Origin of the sequence: Colwellia polaris, assembly GCF_002104515.1 — a bacterium.
GTDB lineage: Bacteria > Pseudomonadota > Gammaproteobacteria > Enterobacterales > Alteromonadaceae > Cognaticolwellia > Cognaticolwellia polaris.
In genome coordinates this window covers 897,198-918,368 of record NZ_NBOE01000001.1, presented here as the reverse complement: position 1 = coordinate 918,368, position 21,171 = coordinate 897,198, and the positions used below count along the sequence as shown (strand labels likewise).

The 21,171-nt window shown below is 38.0% G+C and carries 20 protein-coding genes; 3 read left to right on the top strand and 17 right to left on the bottom strand.

The genetic code is table 11. The features are described from left to right. Window positions 1–10: 10 nt before the first annotated feature. From B6A32_RS04150 to iscX, 4 genes are all read right to left on the bottom strand, one after another. A complete protein-coding gene (locus tag B6A32_RS04150; protein ID WP_085301433.1) occupies window positions 11–1,156 on the bottom strand; it encodes a bifunctional tRNA (adenosine(37)-C2)-methyltransferase TrmG/ribosomal RNA large subunit methyltransferase RlmN in 1,146 nt (381 codons plus the stop codon). Window positions 1,157–1,434: 278 nt separating this feature from the next. Then, entirely contained in the window at window positions 1,435–1,866 is a 432-nt protein-coding gene (ndk, locus tag B6A32_RS04145; RefSeq protein WP_085298961.1) for a nucleoside-diphosphate kinase, read from the bottom strand. A 283-nt stretch (window positions 1,867–2,149) separates the two neighbouring features. Then, on the bottom strand, window positions 2,150–3,844 hold the full coding sequence (locus B6A32_RS04140; RefSeq protein WP_085301432.1) for an NAD-dependent malic enzyme: 1,695 nt from the start codon (window positions 3,842–3,844) through the stop codon (window positions 2,150–2,152). Between the two features lie 140 nt (window positions 3,845–3,984). After that, window positions 3,985–4,185, bottom strand: a complete 201-nt coding sequence (gene iscX, locus B6A32_RS04135) for a Fe-S cluster assembly protein IscX (protein ID WP_085301431.1) — start codon at window positions 4,183–4,185, stop codon at window positions 3,985–3,987. Window positions 4,186–4,428: 243 nt separating this feature from the next. Between iscX and B6A32_RS04130 the strand changes: the two genes are divergently transcribed. Both B6A32_RS04130 and B6A32_RS04125 read left to right on the top strand, forming a co-directional pair. Next, window positions 4,429–4,674, top strand: coding sequence for a DUF2164 domain-containing protein (locus tag B6A32_RS04130; RefSeq protein ID WP_085301430.1), 246 nt, complete (start codon window positions 4,429–4,431; stop codon window positions 4,672–4,674). Between the two features lie 84 nt (window positions 4,675–4,758). Further along, window positions 4,759–5,712: a D-2-hydroxyacid dehydrogenase gene (locus tag B6A32_RS04125; protein ID WP_085301429.1), complete on the top strand. Its 954-nt coding sequence runs from the start codon at window positions 4,759–4,761 to the stop codon at window positions 5,710–5,712. A gap of 22 nt (window positions 5,713–5,734) precedes the next feature. Here B6A32_RS04125 and B6A32_RS04120 read toward each other — a convergent pair whose 3' ends face one another. Continuing rightward, a complete protein-coding gene (locus B6A32_RS04120; RefSeq protein ID WP_085301428.1) occupies window positions 5,735–7,072 on the bottom strand; it encodes an NAD(P)/FAD-dependent oxidoreductase in 1,338 nt (445 codons plus the stop codon). 104 nt (window positions 7,073–7,176) lie between these two features. Here B6A32_RS04120 and B6A32_RS04115 point away from each other — a divergent pair, with 104 nt between their 5' ends. Beyond that, window positions 7,177–7,743 (top strand): GNAT family N-acetyltransferase, encoded by a 567-nt coding sequence (locus B6A32_RS04115; protein ID WP_085301427.1) that lies wholly within the window; start codon window positions 7,177–7,179, stop codon window positions 7,741–7,743. Between the two features lie 73 nt (window positions 7,744–7,816). Here B6A32_RS04115 and B6A32_RS04110 read toward each other — a convergent pair whose 3' ends face one another. The 12 genes from B6A32_RS04110 to B6A32_RS04055 form a co-directional block, all read right to left on the bottom strand. Further along, window positions 7,817–9,349, bottom strand: a complete 1,533-nt coding sequence (locus tag B6A32_RS04110) for an aminotransferase class V-fold PLP-dependent enzyme (protein WP_085301426.1) — start codon at window positions 9,347–9,349, stop codon at window positions 7,817–7,819. Between the two features lie 227 nt (window positions 9,350–9,576). Further along, window positions 9,577–10,269 carry a uracil-DNA glycosylase gene (gene ung, locus B6A32_RS04105; protein WP_085301425.1) on the bottom strand — a complete coding sequence of 231 codons (693 nt, stop codon included), beginning with the start codon at window positions 10,267–10,269 and terminating at the stop codon, window positions 9,577–9,579. Window positions 10,270–10,629: 360 nt separating this feature from the next. Beyond that, window positions 10,630–10,821 carry a uracil-DNA glycosylase gene (locus tag B6A32_RS04100; protein ID WP_085301424.1) on the bottom strand — a complete coding sequence of 64 codons (192 nt, stop codon included), beginning with the start codon at window positions 10,819–10,821 and terminating at the stop codon, window positions 10,630–10,632. A 356-nt stretch (window positions 10,822–11,177) separates the two neighbouring features. Next, the gene (locus B6A32_RS04095) at window positions 11,178–11,831 is read right to left on the bottom strand and encodes a hypothetical protein (protein ID WP_085301423.1); all 654 of its coding nucleotides are present in this window, start codon (window positions 11,829–11,831) and stop codon (window positions 11,178–11,180) included. A gap of 405 nt (window positions 11,832–12,236) precedes the next feature. Further along, window positions 12,237–13,523: a threonine synthase gene (gene thrC / locus B6A32_RS04090; RefSeq protein WP_085301422.1), complete on the bottom strand. Its 1,287-nt coding sequence runs from the start codon at window positions 13,521–13,523 to the stop codon at window positions 12,237–12,239. A 60-nt stretch (window positions 13,524–13,583) separates the two neighbouring features. Continuing rightward, window positions 13,584–14,561: a homoserine kinase gene (gene thrB / locus B6A32_RS04085; RefSeq protein ID WP_085301421.1), complete on the bottom strand. Its 978-nt coding sequence runs from the start codon at window positions 14,559–14,561 to the stop codon at window positions 13,584–13,586. Next, entirely contained in the window at window positions 14,561–17,017 is a 2,457-nt protein-coding gene (thrA, locus tag B6A32_RS04080; RefSeq protein WP_085301420.1) for a bifunctional aspartate kinase/homoserine dehydrogenase I, read from the bottom strand. Before thrA ends, thrB begins: the two co-directional genes overlap by 1 nt. 263 nt (window positions 17,018–17,280) lie before the next feature. Then, window positions 17,281–18,225: a sensor domain-containing diguanylate cyclase gene (locus tag B6A32_RS04075; RefSeq protein ID WP_085301419.1), complete on the bottom strand. Its 945-nt coding sequence runs from the start codon at window positions 18,223–18,225 to the stop codon at window positions 17,281–17,283. Between the two features lie 2 nt (window positions 18,226–18,227). After that, on the bottom strand, window positions 18,228–18,836 hold the full coding sequence (locus B6A32_RS04070) for a chemotaxis protein (RefSeq protein ID WP_085301418.1): 609 nt from the start codon (window positions 18,834–18,836) through the stop codon (window positions 18,228–18,230). Further along, on the bottom strand, window positions 18,833–19,198 hold the full coding sequence (locus B6A32_RS04065) for a response regulator (RefSeq protein ID WP_085301417.1): 366 nt from the start codon (window positions 19,196–19,198) through the stop codon (window positions 18,833–18,835). Before B6A32_RS04065 ends, B6A32_RS04070 begins: the two co-directional genes overlap by 4 nt. A 667-nt stretch (window positions 19,199–19,865) precedes the next feature. Continuing rightward, window positions 19,866–20,594 (bottom strand): M48 family metallopeptidase, encoded by a 729-nt coding sequence (locus B6A32_RS04060; protein WP_085301416.1) that lies wholly within the window; start codon window positions 20,592–20,594, stop codon window positions 19,866–19,868. A gap of 110 nt (window positions 20,595–20,704) precedes the next feature. After that, window positions 20,705–21,124: a YebG family protein gene (locus tag B6A32_RS04055; RefSeq protein WP_085301415.1), complete on the bottom strand. Its 420-nt coding sequence runs from the start codon at window positions 21,122–21,124 to the stop codon at window positions 20,705–20,707. Between the last annotated feature and the right edge of the window lie 47 nt (window positions 21,125–21,171).

Sequence of the window (21,171 nt, the reverse complement as noted above, 5' to 3'; positions counted from 1 at the left end):
AAAATTGTAATTAAACCATTTTTACTGAAATTGACTCAGCTTTCACCTCTTTTTTTCCTGCTCGCTTAGTTCTATCTAAAACATCACCTGCTAATTGCCCACATGCGGCGTCAATATCGTCACCACGAGTACGACGTGTGATCACAGTAAGACCGTAGCTTTGCAGGACTTTATCGAAGCGATCAATACGAGAATTACTTGAACGTTTATAAGGCGAACCAGGATAAGGATTAAATGGAATAAGATTGATTTTACTCGGCAAATCTTTCAAAGCATGCGCTAATTCATGTGCTTGATCAGTACTATCGTTAACATGATCCAACATTACATATTCAATTGTTGCTTGTTTATTAGCTTTTGAGCCATCAATATAACGCGCCGCTGCAGCAATAAACTCTTCTAATGGATACTTTTTATTAATAGGTACTAATTCGTCACGTAAGGTGTTGTTGCCTGCATGAACAGATATTGCTAACGCACAGTCAATTTTTTCTTTTAACATATCTAAAGCAGGTACAACACCTGATGTACTTACCGTTACACGACGTTTTGACAAGCCATAACCCAGATCATTTAGCATAGTATCTAACGCTGGAATGAGATTTTTCATGTTAAGTAATGGTTCGCCCATGCCCATCATCACGATATTGGTAATTGGACGTGTACCAGCAATGCGCGTAGCTCCAATATCATTGGCTACACGCCATACTTGGCCAATAATCTCGCTCATAGAAAGGTTGCGGTTAAAGCCTTGTTGGGCAGTAGAGCAGAAAGTACATTCTAAAGCGCAACCTACTTGTGATGAAACACAAAGTGTTGCTCTGCCATTTTCAGGTATCCAAACAGTTTCAATTTCTTGACCACCTTCAAGACTTAAGGCGTATTTTATTGTACCGTCGCTTGAAACTTGTTTTTCAGATATTTCAGGCGCTTTAATTTCTGTATCACGTTGCAATTTTTCGCGTAGCTTTTTATTCAAGTTAGTCATTAACTCAAAATCGTCGTAGCCGAAATGGTACATCCACTTCATTATTTGGTCAGCACGAAATGGCTTTTCGCCGATTGAAGCAAAATACTCTCGCATACCTTGGTGATCAAGGTTGAGTAAGTTAATTTTTTTCTTCACTGGGGTTACTACTTCGGTTACATCACTCATGATAAAAGCTTCTCAAAACTACAAAAAAATTACAGGTTAAATTGTACGCTTTTTATACAAAACAAACAATTTAGTGGTTCTACTTTAAATCATCTACAGATTTAAACTAAATAAAATTCAATGTTCTCAGTTGTATATCAACTCTGAAAGCACTCAATTTTATACGGTCTTAAAATAGACAAAAGGATTTTACCGATTAACAGTAAAATCCTTCAAATTAATTTTTAAACTACATTTAGCTGCTCTAAAATAGCTCAGCTAATCTGTAAAGTTTAAAATTAACGAGTACGTGGGCAAATTTCTTCGTCAGCGAAGAAGTAAGCAATTTCACGTGCTGCTGATTCTAAAGCATCAGAACCGTGAGCAGCGTTTTCGTCAATTGAATCAGCAAGGTCAGCACGAATAGTACCAGCAAGAGCTTCAGCAGGGTTAGTAGCACCCATGATTTCACGGTTTTTAAGAACAGCGTTTTCGCCTTCTAAAACTTGAACCATTACAGGACCAGAAGTCATGAATTCAACTAAAGCACCAAAGAAAGGACGTTCGCTGTGCTCAGCGTAGAAACCTTCAGCTTTTTCTTGTGATAAGTGAATCATTTTAGAAGCAACGATTTTTAAACCAGCAGTTTCAAAACGGTTGTAGATTTGACCAATGAAGTTTTTAGCAACTGCGTCTGGTTTTACGATAGAAAAAGTACGTTCGATAGCCATGATAGCCCTCTCAATAAAATTAGAATTAAAATACGGTATAAATTTTGGCGCGATTATAGACGAATTAAATGCAAATGCCTAGGGTTATCATTTTTCACTGTAGGGTTTGCATTAGGCGATATTACGTTGGGGGAATATATAACTGTCGGTTTGTGCTGACTATACCTGGCGTTTTCTTGTGAGTCTTATGGTAATTTTGATGAGAGTGGCGTCTCAAGCAAAAAAAACGCTCATCATTGTGAGCGTTTATCAACCGTTTAAATAATTACGACAAGCAATAGATTTAAATACTCACTCGGCGATATTGACGGTACTGAGGTGTCCAAAAATTACGTTCAATATGCTCTAAAAGTTGTTCATCGCTAAGTGGTAAGGCTAACTCTTGTTCAAAGGCAACTTGAGCAACGGCGAAAGCAATTTTTTTACTTAAGTCGGCAATTTCTACTAAAGGAGGCAATAACTCACCTGTGCCATTATTCGCTAAAGGAGAAGCTTGCGCTAACATCGCACTTGCTGCCATTAACATTTCATCAGTAACACGATTAATATTTGCTGATATCACGCCTAAACCAATACCTGGAAAAACATAGCTATTGTTGCATTGGGCAATTGGGAATAGCTCGCCTTTATATTCAACTGGCTCAAATGGACTACCAGTAGCAATGATAACCTCACCATCAGTCCAGTTAATTACCTGTTCTGGAGTCGCTTCAACTTGACGACTCGGGTTACTTAGCGGGAATATAACCGGTAAATCACAAGTTAATTTCATTGCTTTAATAACCGCTTCAGTGAACAAACCTGGTACACCTGAAACACCGATTAAAATGGTTGGCTGCGCGCCATGCATTACTTCAAGCAAAGAAGCGTATTCACCGGCAATATTCCATGATGCTAATGACGCTTTTGGTTGTACAAGTTGAGCTTGAAAGTCACGTAAACCTACCATGCCTTCAGTTAACAAGCCAAAACGGTCAACCATAAATACTTGGCTACGTGCTTGTTGTTCTGAAATACCTTCACTGACCATTTGCGAAATAATTTGCTCTGCAATACCACAACCTGCTGAGCCCGCACCAACAAAAGCGACACGTTGTGTAGATAATGCAACATTTTTAGTTCTACACGCCGCTAACAAGGTGCCAACAGTTACAGACGCAGTACCTTGAATATCGTCGTTAAAACAACAAATCTCATCGCGATAACGGTTTAATAATGGCGTAGCATTTGGCTGAGCAAAGTCTTCAAATTGTAATAACACATGCGGCCAACGGCGTTTAACGGCATTAATAAACATATCTAAAAACTCATCATATTTATCTTGTTCAATACGCGGATGACGCCAGCCCATATACATAGGATCATTTAATAGCTTTTGGTTATTCGTCCCTACATCAAGCATCACAGGTAAGGTATAAGCTGGGCTAATACCACCACAAGCGGTATAAAGCGAAAGCTTGCCAATAGGAATACCCATGCCGCCAATACCTTGATCGCCTAGACCAAGAATGCGTTCACCGTCGGTAACAACAATAACTTTAACTTTGTTTTTTGTCGCATTACGTAAAATGTCGTCAAGCTGGTGGCGCTGATCATAAGATACAAACAAACCACGAGAGCTGCGATAAATATCAGAAAACTGCTCACAGGCATCACCAACCGTCGGGGTATAAATAATTGGCATCATTTCAGCCAAATGCGCCTGCACTAACTTAAAGAATAAGGTTTCATTATTGTCATGAATAGCGCGTAAATAAATATGTTTATTTAAGTTAGTATCAAAACTACGATACTGCATATAGGCGCGTTCAACTTGTTCATCAATACTTTCAAATCGTGGTGGTAATAAACCCGTTAAATTAAAATGCGATCGCTCTTCTTCGCTAAAAGCACTACCTTTATTCAATAGTGGTGTTTCTAGTAAGCTAGGGCCTGCGTAAGGGATATATAAAGGACGTTGATTTTTTTCAGATGTCATAGTTGAATCTTTTTATGCTTTAGGTGAATGATGAAAATTCATCATGAAAATAATGGTGTGCGCATTATAATCAAATATCAATTTTAAAAAAGTTAAAATTGGTTATTAAATAATATTAATGTAAACAGAACAAATTATGGCTAGTCGCTCTCAGAAATCCACGCTAACTGAATCGCTTCAAGTACACGCTCGCCGCAATGTTTAGGATCATCATCAAAATTTTCTAAGGCGAGAACCCACTGCATTAACTCAGGAAAATGTAATTTCATCGGATCAACATCCGGGTGTTCTTCAATTAAATCAAGCGCAATATCTAGAGAATCTGTCCAGCGATAAGTCATAGTGTTACCTTATTTTATGCTATTAGTGAATAATTAAACCAAACCAAAGCCCGTCTGCAACTAACATCAAAATTAGCCAGAAAACAATCATTCTAGATTTTCGACAAAACTGACAGTCGGTGTGCCACCATTGCTTAAAAGTTGATTTATTCACTGCATATTACTTAAATTAATGTCTGTTTCACGAGTATAATACCAATTAACCGCGTTTACCCTCACAAAATTAATTTCAAGGAATATACTATGTCGCCAGTTCAATTTTCTCAGGCTGAAAAGTCACTGTTAATCGACAAACTACAACGTTACTTCAGCCGGGAGTTAGATCAAGAACTTGAACAGTTTGATGCTGACTTTCTACTTGATTTTTTTACCAAAGAACTAGGAGCCGTTTATTACAATCGAGGTTTATTCGATGCTCAAACATTAATGTCTCAAAAGCTTGAATTGATTTCCGAGCAAATTGTTGAATTAGAATTACCGGTAGGTTAAACAACACTTACTGATTAATAATGGAGTCGCTCGTGTGTATAAAGTGTTATAAACTTAGAAAAATTTTCCTTCTGAGTATGTAACATGCACGCGGTATTTTTAGATTATCAAACCTTTAGCCATTCGCTTGATTTATCAGCACTTAATAAAGTTATTAGCAAGTTTGATTTTCACTCAACAACGACACCCGACCAAGTACTAAATCATTGTTCAACCGCTGAAGTCATATTGACTAATAAAGTCGTACTAGATAGCACGACTTTAAAACAATTGCCGCATTTAAAGCTTATTTGTATAACCGCCTCAGGCTATAACAATGTTGATATTAACGCCGCACGTGAGCTTGGCATAGCCGTTACTAATGTTAGTGGCTATGCCAAGAATTCAGTCGCACAATATGTGTTTGCGCAACTGCTGTCGTACTATAGCCATATTGAAGATCACAATAAAAATACCCGTGAAGGCCAGTGGCAAAAAAGTGAAACGTTTTGTCTGCACGGTAAAGGCAGTAGTGAATTAGCAGGGAAATCAATTGGCATTATTGGTTACGGGGCATTAGGTGGCCAAGTAGCAACTATAGCCCATGCTTTTGATATGCAGGTGCTAATCGCTGACCGACCTAATGCTACAACAATTCGTGCTGATAGAACCGAATTTAAAGAAGTTATAGCTCAAGCCGACATCATTACCTTGCATTGCCCTCAAACAGCTGAAACTGAAAACTTATTCAACGCCGAAGTTTTTAGCCAAATGAAAAATAGTGCTGTATTAATTAATACCGCCAGAGGAGCATTAATTAATAATCATGATTTATTAACCGCACTCAACAATAATCAATTAGCTTGTGCAATTTTAGATGTACTGGAACAAGAGCCACCGCCAGAAGATCATATACTTTTAGCTGCTCAGTCGAGTAAATTAAAGATCACCGCTCACATTGCTTGGGCAAGCGAGCAAGCACAACAAGCTTTACTTAACTTAGTTTCTGATAATATCGTGGCGTTTCAACAAGGTAATCGTGTTAATCGCCTCGATTAACGCCTAGCTTATTTCAAAGCTTTTAAAACCACTGGTCTTTAACTTTACCGTAATGAAAATAGCCCCATTGCCCTACGCGTCTTAACGGCGCAAAGGGAAATTTAGGCAGCGCCTTATTGTACAAAGGTAAATTCGGTACCGTTTTTTCAGCCACTTTCTCCGCTAAACGTTTGCCAGCTTGTACCGAGAAGGCAACACCACTGCCACAATAGCCCATACTATAAAAAACCGATTGCTCATCATTTTGATAAATATGAGGTAAGTCGTCTAACGCCATGCATATCCAGCCCGACCAAGCATAACTATATTTTATATTCGCCAAGGCAGGAAAACTGGTTTTAAGCACAGACAATAAACGTTGAGCGTAATAAGGATCTTCAGCACTTTTGCCGGTAATAGCCCCACGACCGCCAAATAAAATGCGATTATCAGGCAATTTGCGATAGTAATATTTTAGCGCCCGAGTATCCATAACCACATTTGAAGTTAAGAAATTACAGGCAGCAATTTGTGCTTCAGTTAAAGGCTCTGTAACAATAATTTGTGAAAGTACCGGTAAGGTTCTATCTGTGGTTAAGGAATGAAAGTTTTTCGGTGTATAACCATTAGTGGCTATTACAACCTTTTGTGCGCTAACCGTGCCATTAGGCGTATGCAGTACTTGTTTATTACCCTGAGTTTGCCATTGCGTAACGGGCGAAGCGCAATGCACCTTTGCGCCAGCCTCACGCGCCAATTTTTGATAACCCCAAGCAAGCTTTAACGGATTCAAACCAAAACCGTCTTGATAACGAATAGCGCCATAGGCATTTTTGTCATCCATATACTGTTCGCGTACTTGGCTTTGTGACAGTATTTCAACGTCATAACCAAACATATTCTGTTGAAGTTTTGCCAGCTCAATTAGCTCTTTTAGTTTATTAGGTTTATGTGCAACTTTAATATAACCCGCACTTTGCCTGTCGCAATCAATGCCTTCGGCGATTAATCTATTAACCGTGTCGACCCCTGCCGCCATTTCTTGGTAAATGCCGCGCATCACTTCTTCGCCCCATTGCTTAGCCATTTGGCCATAAGACTTACGACCAGAAGACTTCAAAATAAAGCCAGCATTACGACCACTGCAACCCCATGCGGTTTGATTAGCTTCTAGCACATGCGCTTTAATACCGTGCTCTCGCGCTAAGTGCAGTGCGCAAGAAAGCCCAGTATATCCAGCACCGATAATAGCCACATCAACATCAAGATCAGCCATTACAGCACCATCATGCTCTGGCGCTACGCCTGATACATTTGCCCAATAACTTTCAGGGTAAGGTTCATTACAACCGGGGGATAAATCATGCAAAGGATCGTACATTTTCACTTCCAACGTTTTAAATTATTTTTCACTATAAGAGCGCTTAAAGTATCTCAAAAAACACAGTACAATGCTGTAATAACTAACTCAATTAAAATAACTTTATGAGCATAGCGCTTAACTACCAACATTTAACACCAGCTGACTTTGAACTTGTGATTAAATTAGCAACTGAAGTACACGGTGCAGGCTACCTAGATCAAAATAGCATGCAAGATTGGTATAACAAAGGTCTTAAAAATAGCATTAATGCCGGTTTTGTGGTTTATCATGACGATAAATTAGTCGGGTTTAGAATTACTTATGCTGCCCAACAGTGGCAAGTAGACAAGTGGTGTTCGCCAACGCTATGGCCGGTTGCTGTTGATCAAGTCTGCTATTTTAAATGCAATACCGTTGACGAAAACTACCGTGGCCATGGTATTGGCGGCGAACTATTAAAGCGCTCGATTACAGCAGCAAAGCAACAAGGTGCCATTGCTGGTGTAAGTCACTTATGGAAACAAAGCCCGGGTAATAGTGCGGTAAAATATTTTACCAAATGCGGCGGCAAACTCATTAAAGAACACCCAGATAGGTGGCATGAACTCAGCCTTGCAGGTTACGAATGCCCTGTATGCCAGCACAATTGCCATTGTGAGGCCGCTGAAATGATGGTTACTTTTGACTAACAAAATAGCGAACAAACGATTAATCGCTATTACTCGCGATTAATCGTGTTTACGAATATTCCTGGTAGCTAAATTATCCAAAAAATTTGCGTAACATTGAGGGTGCTTCGAAGCTGTTTGTTTTATCTTTTAATCTTGAAGCTCCTAAAGCATTAAAATTAGCTAAACTCGGAAACTCTACGTCATGTTTACAGTGCTCATAATCACCTAAAGCAGGGTTAAAGCGATACGCTTTGCTCCATTCGACTATGTTTTCTGTTACTTTATTAATAGCATCAACCACAAACGCCACTTCTTGATCTGAGGTTGTAGGATGAAACGACGCGCGAATCCAACCCGGCTTTTCAGCAAAATCCCCCAAATCTATTTGTTGGGTAATTTTTGATGACGTATCTTGATCAACATTCAATAAAATATGGCCATAAGTGCCGGCGCAAGAACAACCTCCGCGCGTTTGTACGCCAAACTTATCATTGAGTAAGCGCACCACTAAATTATAATGAGCACCAGGTATGTAGAACGACACAATGGCTAAGCGATCACGAATACTAGGCTCTAACATAACAACGTGTTCATTTTTAGCTAAGTTATCCATTACATAATGAGTTATTTCAGCCTCGCGCTTTGCAATATTATCAACTCCCATGGCATCTTTTACTTTGATCGCTAATGCGGTTTTAATACATTGTAAAAAGCCAGGGGTCCCACCATCTTCACGCATTTCTATATTATTAAAAAAGCTATGTTTTCCCCAAGGGTTAGTCCAAGTAACTGTGCCACCACCCGGATGATCAGGCACTTTGTTTTTATAGAGTGCTTTATTAAATACCAACACGCCTGAGCTACCAGGCCCACCTAAAAATTTATGTGGCGAAAAATAAATCGCATCTAGCGCTTGCTTAGGGTTACTAGGATGCATGTCAATATCAACATACGGAGCAGAAGCGGCAAAATCGACAAAACATAAACCGCCATGCTGATGCATTATTTCGGCTAACTCATAGTAAGGTGTTTTAATACCCGTAACGTTTGAACAAGCGGTAAATGATCCTATTTTAACCGCGCGATTTTGATATTTTTCTAGTAATTGCGATAAATGCTCAAGCGAAGGTAAACCTTGCTCATTAGGGTTGATAATTTCTAGTGTTACATCACATTCATACCAAGAGGTTTGATTTGAATGGTGTTCCATATGGGTGATAAAAACTACTGGTCTATCATTTTCTGAAAAGCTGACCTGTGCTTGCATGCGCTCAGGTATACGTAAACCTAAAATGCGTTGAAATTTATTTACCACAGCGGTCATACCTGCACCTGCGGTGATCAAAACGTCGTTATCACAAGCATTTACATGACGCTTAATGACATGCTGAGCATCATGATAAGCGTGGGTCATCGCACTGCCCGTTAAATTAGTTTCAGTATGAGTGTTGGCAACATAAGGCCCTAATTCATTGGTAAGGTAATCTTCAACAGCTTGGTATAATCGTCCACTGGCGGTCCAATCGGCATAAATTATATCAAGTGTTTTCCCATTAACTTGATGTTGTAAATTTTGACCTATGACTTGCTGACGAAAAGGTAAAAAATAATTTTCTAAAGACATTTGCTAACTCTCAACTTTTGCTAATAAAAATATACTAGCACTTAGCAAATATCGAGCAATAAAAAACCAACCAATCAACATAAATAGCAAATAAATTTCAAAATAAAAACATAAGGCAAATTAAAAAACCTATATTGTTATATTTTATCTATTTTCAGAAAATAAATTTTATAAACCCTACTGAGCTGAAATTATTTTCTTAATAGGCAATAAAAAATTAAAGAAATTTAATTGTTTATTTGCCAGTTAATCATGCTTTTATTTTGTGCTGTTAGCCATAGGTTGGCTTTTGAGAAATGTTGACAGCCGAAGAAACCACGATAAGCTGAAAGCGGTGATGGATGAGGCCCATTAAGTACATAATGCTTTTCTTGATCTATATTCTTACCTTTTTTTTGTGCATGGCTGCCCCAAAGTAAAAATACACAACCTGCGTTGTGCTTATTGAGTTCAGTAATAATTTTATCGGTAAAAGTTTCCCAACCTAACTTTGCATGAGAGTGCGCCTGTCCTTGTTTAACGGTAAGTACAGTATTAAGCATCAATACACCTTGAGCAGCCCATTCAACTAAGTAGCCATGCTCTGGTGTTTTAAAACCAGGAATATCTTGCGTAAGCTCTTTATAAATATTGACTAATGAAGGCGGTACTTTAATTCCTTTACGTACAGAAAACGCTAAGCCATGCGCTTGTGACTCTCCATTTTTTCCTAAGCCATGATATGGATCTTGCCCAAGTATAACCACTTTCACATCAGACAAATCAACACTAGAAAAGGCAGAAAAAACGTCTTCTTCAAGGGGAAATACCACCTCGCCACTCGAACGCTGTTTATTTACCTCTGAGGTTAATTTTTTAAAATAATCTTGTTGTTGTTCATGAGCAATTATTTTTTGCCATTGGGGTTTTAACGTTGTCATATTGGGTAGCGCATCAGGTAACTTATAGTATCGTGCTATTATGCGGCATTCTGTGTAGGTATGTCATCGAGTGAAATGAAAAATATTTACTAAGGGCAACTATGCATCGTACTATTTTCAACACTATGGTGAATAAAAGTTATCAGTGAGGTTTTAGAGATGAAGTTAAATTGCCACGCGTGTTATAACATTTCGATAGCTAAAAGCTGACATCAACTTTTATTTATTATTGACCATATATAGAAGCTTATTAACCATAAATTTATTATTTATCGTCACACAGGTTCAAGCGGTGAGTAGATTTAGTCGCTGTAGTTATTATGGTTGGCTTAATAAGGAGTAAAGTGTATCTGACCCTACTTAATAAAGTATAACCACTTTCACATCAGACAAATCAACACTAGCAAAAGCAGAAAAAACGTCTTCTTCCAGAGGGAATATCACCTCGCCACTCGAACGCTGTTTATTTACCTCTGAGGTTAATTTTTTAAAATAATCTTGTTGTTGTACATGAGCAATTATTTTTTGCCATTGAGGTTTTAACGTTGTCATATTGGGTAGCGCACCAGGTAACTTTATAGTATCGCTCTATTATGAGGCATTATGTGGGGGTATGTCATCGAGTGAAATGAAAAATAGTTACTAAGGGCAACTATGCATCGTACTAATTTTCAACGCTATGGTGAATAAAAGTTATCAGTGAGGTTCTAAAGATGACGTTAGATTGCCACGCTTGTTACAACATTAACTAATACAACAAAGCTGTCATTATCTGTAGTGTATTCTTGATTATATTTAGAAGTATATTAGCCAAATAATTCATCATCCGCTGTGAGTTCATTCAGACTGTGAACTTAATATGGCTAGCTTAATAAGTAATAAAGTGTCCCTGATTATGTCTTATAGGATTACTTCTCTGATGCATAAAATCCACATGTTGCTTTTGCGAGCTTCAGCGCTATAGCTATAGCGCCAGTAAATAATATCAGGTAATCGATACTGTCACTCACACCGTAGAATTTCTGGAAAAAACCAACACAAAAAGCTAAAAGCACGATAGAAAGCATTAGTAAATCAAATACCTTCCAAACGTGTTTACTAACACTACCCATCCTAATTATTAACAACGTCATAGTAATGAGGTAGGTGAAAGCTAGTAATCTAAAAAAACTAAGCACTAGAATAGTGTCGTAGCGGCTTTCATTGTTCGAAGTTTGGACGAAAAAATGTATGAGATTAGATATGTAAACGAAAAACATTCCAACAACTAAAAGCTTACCCAGAAATAAGAACTTGTTATTAGGCCTTTTCAATACACAAAAAATAGCAAATACAGCTGAGCAAAAAGAAACTATAGAGCCTCCTTGCGCGATCATAAGTTGCGTTTCGAGAATTTCCCTTACAGCCAATGTATTAAAGATATATCGATCTAAAATTGGTGATAACAATGCAGGTAGAATTAGAAAGCTGATAATCAATAAGAGAAAAAAAGATACACCAGGCAATTCTTTTTGGCGTAAAAATCTTTCAATTGCTCTAAGATTTCGCATTTTCAGTTTCATAAGAGTCTATCTTTCTTTCGTAAGCGAACTGGACATAAGCTTTGCTAAAGGGCAAATAATAGTTTTGTTAAAAATACGCGGAGTGCGAGCTGTTATTTGACCGTTTATTTAACTCATTGTTATTAAACGCTAACCACTAGCGAATGGCAAGTATATTAAGTGGGATAAGATGCACATTATTAATTATCAAGCTAGCAATAATAATGACAACCTAAATTTAAAGTGGTCGTTAAAATTACCACTAACCAGCTTGCGTAATGCATACAAAGTAAACGTTAATATCGCCCAATTTTAATAGTTTATTTGTAAATATATTCAAATATAGTTACCGTCAAAAATAAAAGCCAATAAAAAGGCAGTAAATACTGCCTTTGAATCTAAACTAAAGTTACGCTAAGTAGCTAACTATGCAAGTAAATAAGCTCTAAGTTCAGCAAAATCAGTAGAGCTTGTTGTTGAAAGAATAGTTTCACTTGCACAATCAGCGAGTTCTTTTGGTAAGCCAATAGGTTGGCCTAAAGTGCTTTCAACGATGTCTTTAAATTTCGCCGGGTGTGCAGTCCCCAAGAACACACCAAACTCAGTATCCGTGGCATTGTATTGTAATGCTCTGTATGCCACTGCAGCATGTGGCTCACTTATGTAGCCAAGTTTTGCTAGTTGGATCATCGACATTTGTGTTTGCTCTTCGTCTATTGATACAGAGCTAACACAGTCTTGTTCAACTAAGCCTGCTTTTAGCATGTGCTCAACACGTGGCCAGTTATTCGGGTTACTAACGTCCATGGCATTAGAGATTGTGGCTACGGTATCATTAGGCGTCCATTCGCCAGTTTCTAAATAACGCGGTACGGTATCGTTGGCATTGGTTGCAGCAATAAAGCGCTTAATTGGCAAACCTAAAGCTTTGGCAAATAGCCCAGCGGTTAAGTTACCGAAGTTACCACTTGGAATTGAAAATACGATGTCGTTCAACGCTTCAGCACCTTTTTGACGGTAAAGTTGCGCCACGGCTTCAAAGTAATAACAAATTTGCGCTAACAAACGACTGATGTTGATTGAGTTAGCCGAGTTTAACCCAATAGTTTCTTTCAATTCTTTATCTTCAAAAGATTGCTTTACTAAAGACTGACAATCGTCGAACGTGCCTTCAACCGCTACCGTACGGATATTTCCGCCTAAAGTAGTGAACATTTTTTCCTGTAATAAACTGATCTTGCCTTTCGGGTATAAAATAACCACTTCAATGTTCTCAATACCATGAAAAGCATGAGCTACCGCTGCACCTGTATCGCCAGAGGTCGCGGTTAATATTGTTATTTTTTTATTCTGACTGAAAGCTTGTAAACACTTAGCCATAAAACGCGCACCGAAGTCTTTAAACGCAAGTGTTGGCCCGTGAAACAGCTCTAGTATCGCGCGTTTTTCGCTAATAGGTTGTATTTGAGCTGGAAAGTTAAAGGCATCGGTTACTATTTCAGTTAACTGCGCTTCAGTTAAATCGTCACTAACAAATGGGTAAAGCACTTTAACGCTGCGCTCGACCATAGGTAACGCTAGTATCGCTTCAATATTCTCAAGGCGCGGCATTTCTTCTGGAAAAAACAATCCTTGATTACGCCCTAAACCTTGTTTTACTGCACCAGCAAAGCTAACTTTTTCATCATTTTCTTTTAAATTATAAAATTTCACACTCAATTCCTATATCGGGTTTCTTCAGCTTGCTTTTAACTAGCAAGCTGAACTAATAACTCACTCAGGTAAACACATTGCACCTTGAGTATCAGCTTGGCAAATATGAACAAATCCTTCACTTTTACCTGTTGCTGATGTTTGTAAATAATTTTCGTTTAGCCAGTTTGCAAACTTCTTCGCTTTTTCTTCATCGTCTGTCACGCAGAAAAGTGTTGGCCCTGAGCCTGAAATACCCACCGCTAAACAACCTTCTTGGGTTAAGTAACGCGCTGCATCGCTATAACCGGGTAAAATTGATTTACGATAAGGTTCTGCAACTACGTCGGTTAGCACTGAAAATGCTTGGGCTTTATCACCACGATGACAAGCATCGACAAATGTTGCTAAGTTTTGTCCAAAACTAATTAAGTCTGCACGAGAATATGACGCTGGTAATATTTCTCTGGCCGCTTTTGTTGATACTTCAATACCTGGATATGCCATGACAAAATAACAATCGTCAAACGGTGGCAAATTACGGGTAATTATTTCAGGATTAGGCACCATCAACTGCATACCACCTAAATAACAAGGCGCAACATTATCATAGTGTAGACTACCACTAATTTGCGCTTCCATTTGTCCCATCATTTTTAATAACACTTGCTCTGAAAAACTAAACTGATGGTACTTTTCATAAAAAGCATTTAAACCTGCAATAGCTGCTACTACAGAACAGGCACTAGAGCCTAACCCGCTGCCTACTGGCATGCGCTTGTCTAAAGTAAGTTTAACAGTTGCAATAGTTTGTTCGTTGGCTAACAACGCTTTGTTAAACAACAATAAACAATGCCATACGATATTTTGCTTTACGTCGCTAGGTAATTTTTTAGCAAAATCACCTGTTACTTCTATTTGATCGCCGTCATTGCTGTGTGTCACCGTTACAACGTCGCCAAGTAATGTGCCATCAACAGGCTTAACCGCTAGGCCTAAAACATCAAAACCAACATTAACATTACCTATTGATGCCGGTGCAAATACAGATACACTCATTAGTGTTGTTGCTCCCACGCTAGAGTTCTTAACATATCACCGAAAACACCGGCAGCAGTAACTGCAGCGCCAGCGCCATAACCACGTAAAACAAAAGGTAACGGTTGATAATAGCGACTATGAACCGCTAAGGCATTTTCGCCATCTTTAATGCTATATAATGGGTGTTCAGCGCCAACCGCTTCAATAGACACCTGACATTTTCCATCAACAATATTACCAATATATCTTAGTACTTTCCCTTCCGCTTTAGCGGCAGAAATACGCTCAGAAAATGCTTTATCTAACGAAGGTAAATTATTCATAAAGGTGGCTACATCACCGCTATCATCAAATGACGGGTCTAGCACTGGTTCAATGGTAATATCCGTTAACTCTAATGCCATACCTGCTTCACGTGCCATAATGAGTAGCTTGCGCGCAACGTCCATACCACTAAGATCATCACGAGGATCTGGCTCAGTAAAGCCCTGCTCTTTCGCTAACGTTGTAGCTTGAGATAATGTCATACCCTCATCAAGCTTACCAAATATATAAGATAACGAGCCTGATAATACGCCTTCAAAACGCACTAACTCATCACCTGCTTTTAATAAGTTTTGTAAGGTATCAATTACCGGTAAACCTGCACCAACTGTTGTTTCATATAAGAACCGACGATTAGTTTTTTGAGCGGCTGTGCGCAGCGCCTGATAATATGCCCAAGAGTCTGTATTGGCTTTTTTATTTGGCGTTACTACATTAAATCCAGCTTCTAAATAATCAACATATTGTAAAGCTAGCGCTTCGTTAGAAGTACAATCAACCAATACTGGGTTGATTAAATGATTTTCACGGACAAACTGTTTAAGGTTTTCAACCGTAACAGGCACGGCTTTCTCGCCAATATTCGCTTGCCAATTTGCTACATCAATTCCATCACGATTAAACACCATACCTTTACTGTTTGCTAAACCATAAACGTTAAGGGCTATATTATCGGCGGTAAGTTTTTCTTGTTGGCGCGCAATTTGAGCTAACAACTCACTTCCAACCACGCCACATCCAACCAAAAACACATCGATTGCTGGTTTGTGTGAGAAAAAGTTTTGATGACTCACTTTCATTGCATCGGTACATTTTCTGCTTTCAATAACCACAGAAATACTGCGCTCTGACGAGTCTTGTGCAATCGCTACGACGTTAACACGTGCCTGTGCCAGCGAGCTGAAAAATTTAGCGGCAACACCTTGCTGATGATGCATACCATCACCAACTAACGACACAATAGATAATTCATGAGTAAGCGAAAGTGGCTCTAATAAACCGTTTAATAACTCTAATTCAAATTCTTCTTGCAGACTTTGCTCTGCTTTCTCGGCATCAGAAGAATAAATACAGAAACTGATACAATATTCACTTGAAGATTGGCTGATTAAAATTAACGAGATATTTTCACGGCTCATAGTGGCAAAAACACGACTCGCCATGCCTACCATACCTTTCATACCGGGGCCTGAAACGTTAACCATCGTTAAGTCGTCAAGGTTTGAAATAGCTTTTACGCGTTTTTGTTGATCATTTTCATTCGCGATTAACGTACCTGGCGCATCAGGATTACCCGTATTTTTAATAAGGCAAGGAATATGATGTTGAGCAATAGGGCCAATGGTTTTCGGGTGAAGCACACTCGCACCAAAATAAGATAACTCCATAGCTTCTTGATAAGACAAGTAATCTAAAAGTTGCGCTTCTTTGATCAATCGCGGGTCGGCATTATATACGCCATCAACATCTGTCCATATTTCACAGTATTCTGCTTCACTACATACCGCTAAAACTGCTGCAGAGTAATCTGAACCATTACGACCTAAGGTTGTCACATTGCCACTGCTGTCAACGCCGATAAAACCTGGCATAAGTGCAATATTATTAAGGTCATTATAGTTATTTTGGAATTTCTCTTTACATAACACTAAATCTGCGACGGCATTCATAGCCACATCGTTGGTGCGTAAAAACTTTTCTGGTTCAATGACGCTAGCTTCGATTGTATCAACTGCTAATACAGATTGTAATAACGCAACGCTTAGGCGCTCACCAATACTAATAATACGAGCACGCACATGTTCAGGACAAAAAGACAGTAATGTTGCACCGTGCAAGTACCGGCTTAATTGATGTTCCCAAGTGGCAAGAGCTTGCTCACTGTGTTGTGGACAAAAGCTAGGTAAAGTGGCTGATAAGTCTTGAATAATGTTTTCAATAGCGTGTTTAAAATGCAATAAGTCACTTTTCAACTTATCTTCGTTAGAAATATTTTCTGCCATGGCCACCAAGTGATTAGTTACCCCTTGTGGCGCAGATACAACTACTGCAAGACGAGATGACTGGCTTTTGTTTTTGATGATGTTCGCAACTTCAATAAAACGTTGCCCTGAAGCCAATGACGAACCACCAAATTTTAATACACGCATTTTTACCCCTTTAAACCCTAAAAACAAAAAAGCCCGTAACCTAAATGGTCACGGGCTTTATAAAATTGCTAAATTCTACACGTCAGCCGATGACCACCATCCCGGTGAGGGTGGTAATGGTAATAATTGTAATGTTGCGACGAAATAGAATATTCATAGGTATAAAGTGCCTGATATGGTTTTTTGTGTCAACTGCTTTTTATGAATAAAAAAAACTAATATATGTATAAAAGTTAGGAAGAGTGAATATTTTCTAAAATTATTCAGGAAACGCTTCGTTCTTTAGCGACACAAACTTGGTTTCGACCTGAGTTTTTTGCTTTATATAAAGCTATATCTGCTCGACTAATAATGTCTTCATAGCGGGTATCATATTCATTCATAACGGCAATACCGATACTAACCGTTACATTAATGTTTTTCCCTTGATACTCAATAGCGTTATTTTCTATAGTTTTACGTATTCGCTCAGCTACATCGTATGCACCTGTCAATTCTGTATTAGGCAAAATTACAGCAAATTCTTCGCCACCATAGCGACCAAATAAATCCCCCATGCGTAATAGCTCATTAATGACTTCTGTCGTTTCAATGAGTACCTTATCGCCTCCCTGATGGCCATAAGTGTCATTTAAAAGCTTAAACTGATCTAAATCTAACATTACTAAAGCGAGTTCTTGCTTATAACGAGTAGCACGTGAGAATTCAGAGGCTAAGCATTCTTCCCAATGTTTTCGATTAAACGCTTGGGTTAAGCCGTCTATTCGATTAGATAACGCTAATTCATTTAATGCTTTATTGAGTTGTGTTTGGTAGTGGCAAACATCGGTAACATCTTCTATTAGAATACAAATACGCTCAACTTCACCTTCAACCTCAATAGGTAAAAAAGTGCAGTTTTGCGCCATAAAGTCACTGTCGGTAGTAATTGGCCGAGAATGAGAAAGCTCAAAAAGGTGATGTCGTTGCTCCCAGCCACAAAAAGTTTGATTTTTTAACTGTATTACGCTTGAAAGCTTTCGCTCAAACCACTTCCTAGGTAATTCAGGAAAAATAGTAAAAATACTTTTACCAATAACTTGTTTGTCGCTTTTATTGGCATGCACTTCTAAAAACCGATTCCACATAAGGATATTGAAATTTTTATCTAAAATTAAAATACCGGTATTAAGACGATTTGGCAGGTCTGCAAAAAGGTTATCTAACATTTTTAAAAGTCTGCCAGTATGCGATCAATAACTGCTTTAATATTACTTATAGCTTCTTCAGGTATTAGTAATACCATGTCACAATTGAATGAGTAATCAGTTACTTGGTAACTTATTCTCACTTTTAGAGCATAATCCCAATTAAAAGATTGCTGCTGAATGTGCTGATTTATTGTGTTTAAATTTGTCGATAAAAGTCGTGGGGCACTGTATGACATTTGATTATCAATTTGACTAGCAAACACATTCAAAAAAGTCGTTGTTAAAATTGAACTTAAATCTATCATTTGTTCATCAAATGATAATTCATCGGCTTCATAACCAAGTAAGTCAGCTAAGCGACTTGAGTCAAGTGGCTGATACATTAACAAAGCCTCTCCACGAATGCCTTCATAACCAAAAAAGCCTTGGCTAACAATCGACGTTGCTTTTAAGTCATGATTAAGGCTGTCGAATAAGAGCTCAGAGCGAACTTGTTCGATACTAGGGACTTTTAAATACACAAAGGTATCTAAATATCGAGCAAGTTGATCGCTCGCTTGCCCCATGGCGACATTGATCAACTCTTGTAAACAATCGTGTTGATCTTCTGTTAAGTCAAATGCGTTCATAGGAAACCGTGACTTTTTAAGTGTTCATTTAATGTATCTAATTGCATAGGCTTACGCAAAAAAGCTTTTGCACCTAACGCTAATACGCGGTTTTGCATTTCAGGTTGAACATCGGCAGAAATAACAAATACCGGCAGGTTAATTTCTTCATCTTTTAGTGCTTGAAGTACGCCCAGTCCATCAATAATAGGCATAGTTAAATCAAGAAAAAGAATATCAATGTGTTGATTACGTAAAATATCTAGTGCTTCTTGGCCGTCTTTGGCTAATTGCACATCAGTTGATAGGTTTTCTGGAAGGCTTCTAAGTACTTGCTTTCTTGCTAAGTTAGAGTCATCACAAATAAGAACACGGGTACTCATTTGGCGCGATTCCTTAATTATTTTTTTTATTAAAGCCTAATTTACCTTAAATTTACGCTGCTGTTAATTGAAAAACGCATAAAGGCGACATTTTTATGCAACTTTAGTAACTAATAATACTGACTTGCGACATATTTAAACGGGTATTAGCGCTATTAATTAAGTTTATAGCTATAGCGCTTTAGCAAAATGTAAGTTATTGCCTCTTATTATTGCTTATACTTTTGTGGGCTCATAAGCTTAACCACTATATGTATTATCTTATTTCAACGCATTTAATTACATTTAATGCAGCTTGTAATTCCATAAAGTAAGTACCCGTAAGCAACTAGCAATACGGGTTATAAGTTTATTAATAACTCTATAAACGTTACTGACATAACGGCAGATATCAAATAAATGCCTATGGCCTTCCAACGGTAATTTGTTAATTTCATCATCATCCCCTAACTATCAATGTAATCAACAATTGTGGGTAATTATTGATACTGAAGCACATTAAATTTTATTGTTTTGATTTTTTAATCGCTTAATTGTTTAGTAATAAACAGAAGCAGATTTTGTGCCAATCATTTTTATTGAAAAGATAGAGAGAACAATACATTAGGAACTTTCTTTAGGGTTGTTATTTTTGAAGGGCTGTCAGGTGCTCAGAGTTTTAAAACGATTAAGACCATTTAAGGTTAGGCTGATTTTTATGCATCCAAATTTTAGCATTTTTATATTCAGGGCAATATATGGCAACTAGCTGCCAAAATTTTGTCGAATGGTTCATGTGCTCAATATGGCATAACTCATGAACAATAACGTAATCAACCACCCACGTTGGTAGCATTTTTAGTAAGTAATTAAAGCTTAGTTCAGCCCTGCTATTGCAACTTCCCCACCGGGATTTGTATTTTCTAACTTTGACTGATGAAGCGTGCAACGACATTTTGTTTGAAAAAATCGCTAAGTGGTTTACAAGATAATTCTCAATGCTGACTTTAAACCAACGCTCAATTTGCGACTTAATTTTCGACACAGTTATATCACAATGCAAACCGAGCGCATGGTAACGTTTATTAATAATAACCGTTAAACTTTGCTCAAGTGGATCATGAATAACATTTGGGCTACCAAAGCTAACAATAATGCGATGGGGTAAGCCATCGATAAAAACAGATGGCTGTTGCTTAGTGTTTTCGCGCGTAAATTGCTCGCTAAAAGAAGGGTTTACTAAAGAGTTTTGCTGTTGTTCAGCAATTTTTTGATTTAGCCATTGTAATTTAGCTTGGATTAAGCTTTCAACATAAGAAGTTTTAACAAATGTTGGTGCTCTGACAATAACTTGAGCATTTTTAACTTGTAAGCCAATGGTTTTTCTTCGCTCACTGCGTATTAACTGATATTCCAAAACAGCACCATATTACATCCAGTTTAACTGAGCGTTAATCAAATTAAATACACCTAAGTATGGTGATTTACTTCAGAAAACACGCTTAATTACGCTCGAAAAGTTAGCGACTATGCAGCAGATTTAGCTTTCGCTTTTGCTTTAGTATTTGTTGTTTTAGCTTTTTTAACGGTCTCAGAACCTGTGCTAACACTTGGTGCTTCAACAGGTTCTTCAGCAACTTTTTCTACTGCTTTTTCTACTGTTTCGTTTTTAGCTTTATTTGAGCTAGGCGCAACAACTTTTTTGCTCTCTGCTTTAGCTTTTTTAGCTTGTAATGCAATAAGCACGTTATCTCGGTTTTGTGCTAAATAAACAGCAAGCTCTTCACGAATACTTTCAGAAAGCTCTACAGGTGCCTGTTCAAACATTTCAGATAAATTGTCTGCCATATCAAGCATTTTATCGTATTCATCTGCGGCTTTTTTATCCATGAATGTTTCTACCTCCACACCTTGTCTTATGACGACAAATCGACTTTCAACTGCCATTGTTATCCCTTATTTAACTATTTACCAAACTCTAGTTATTGCCAAAA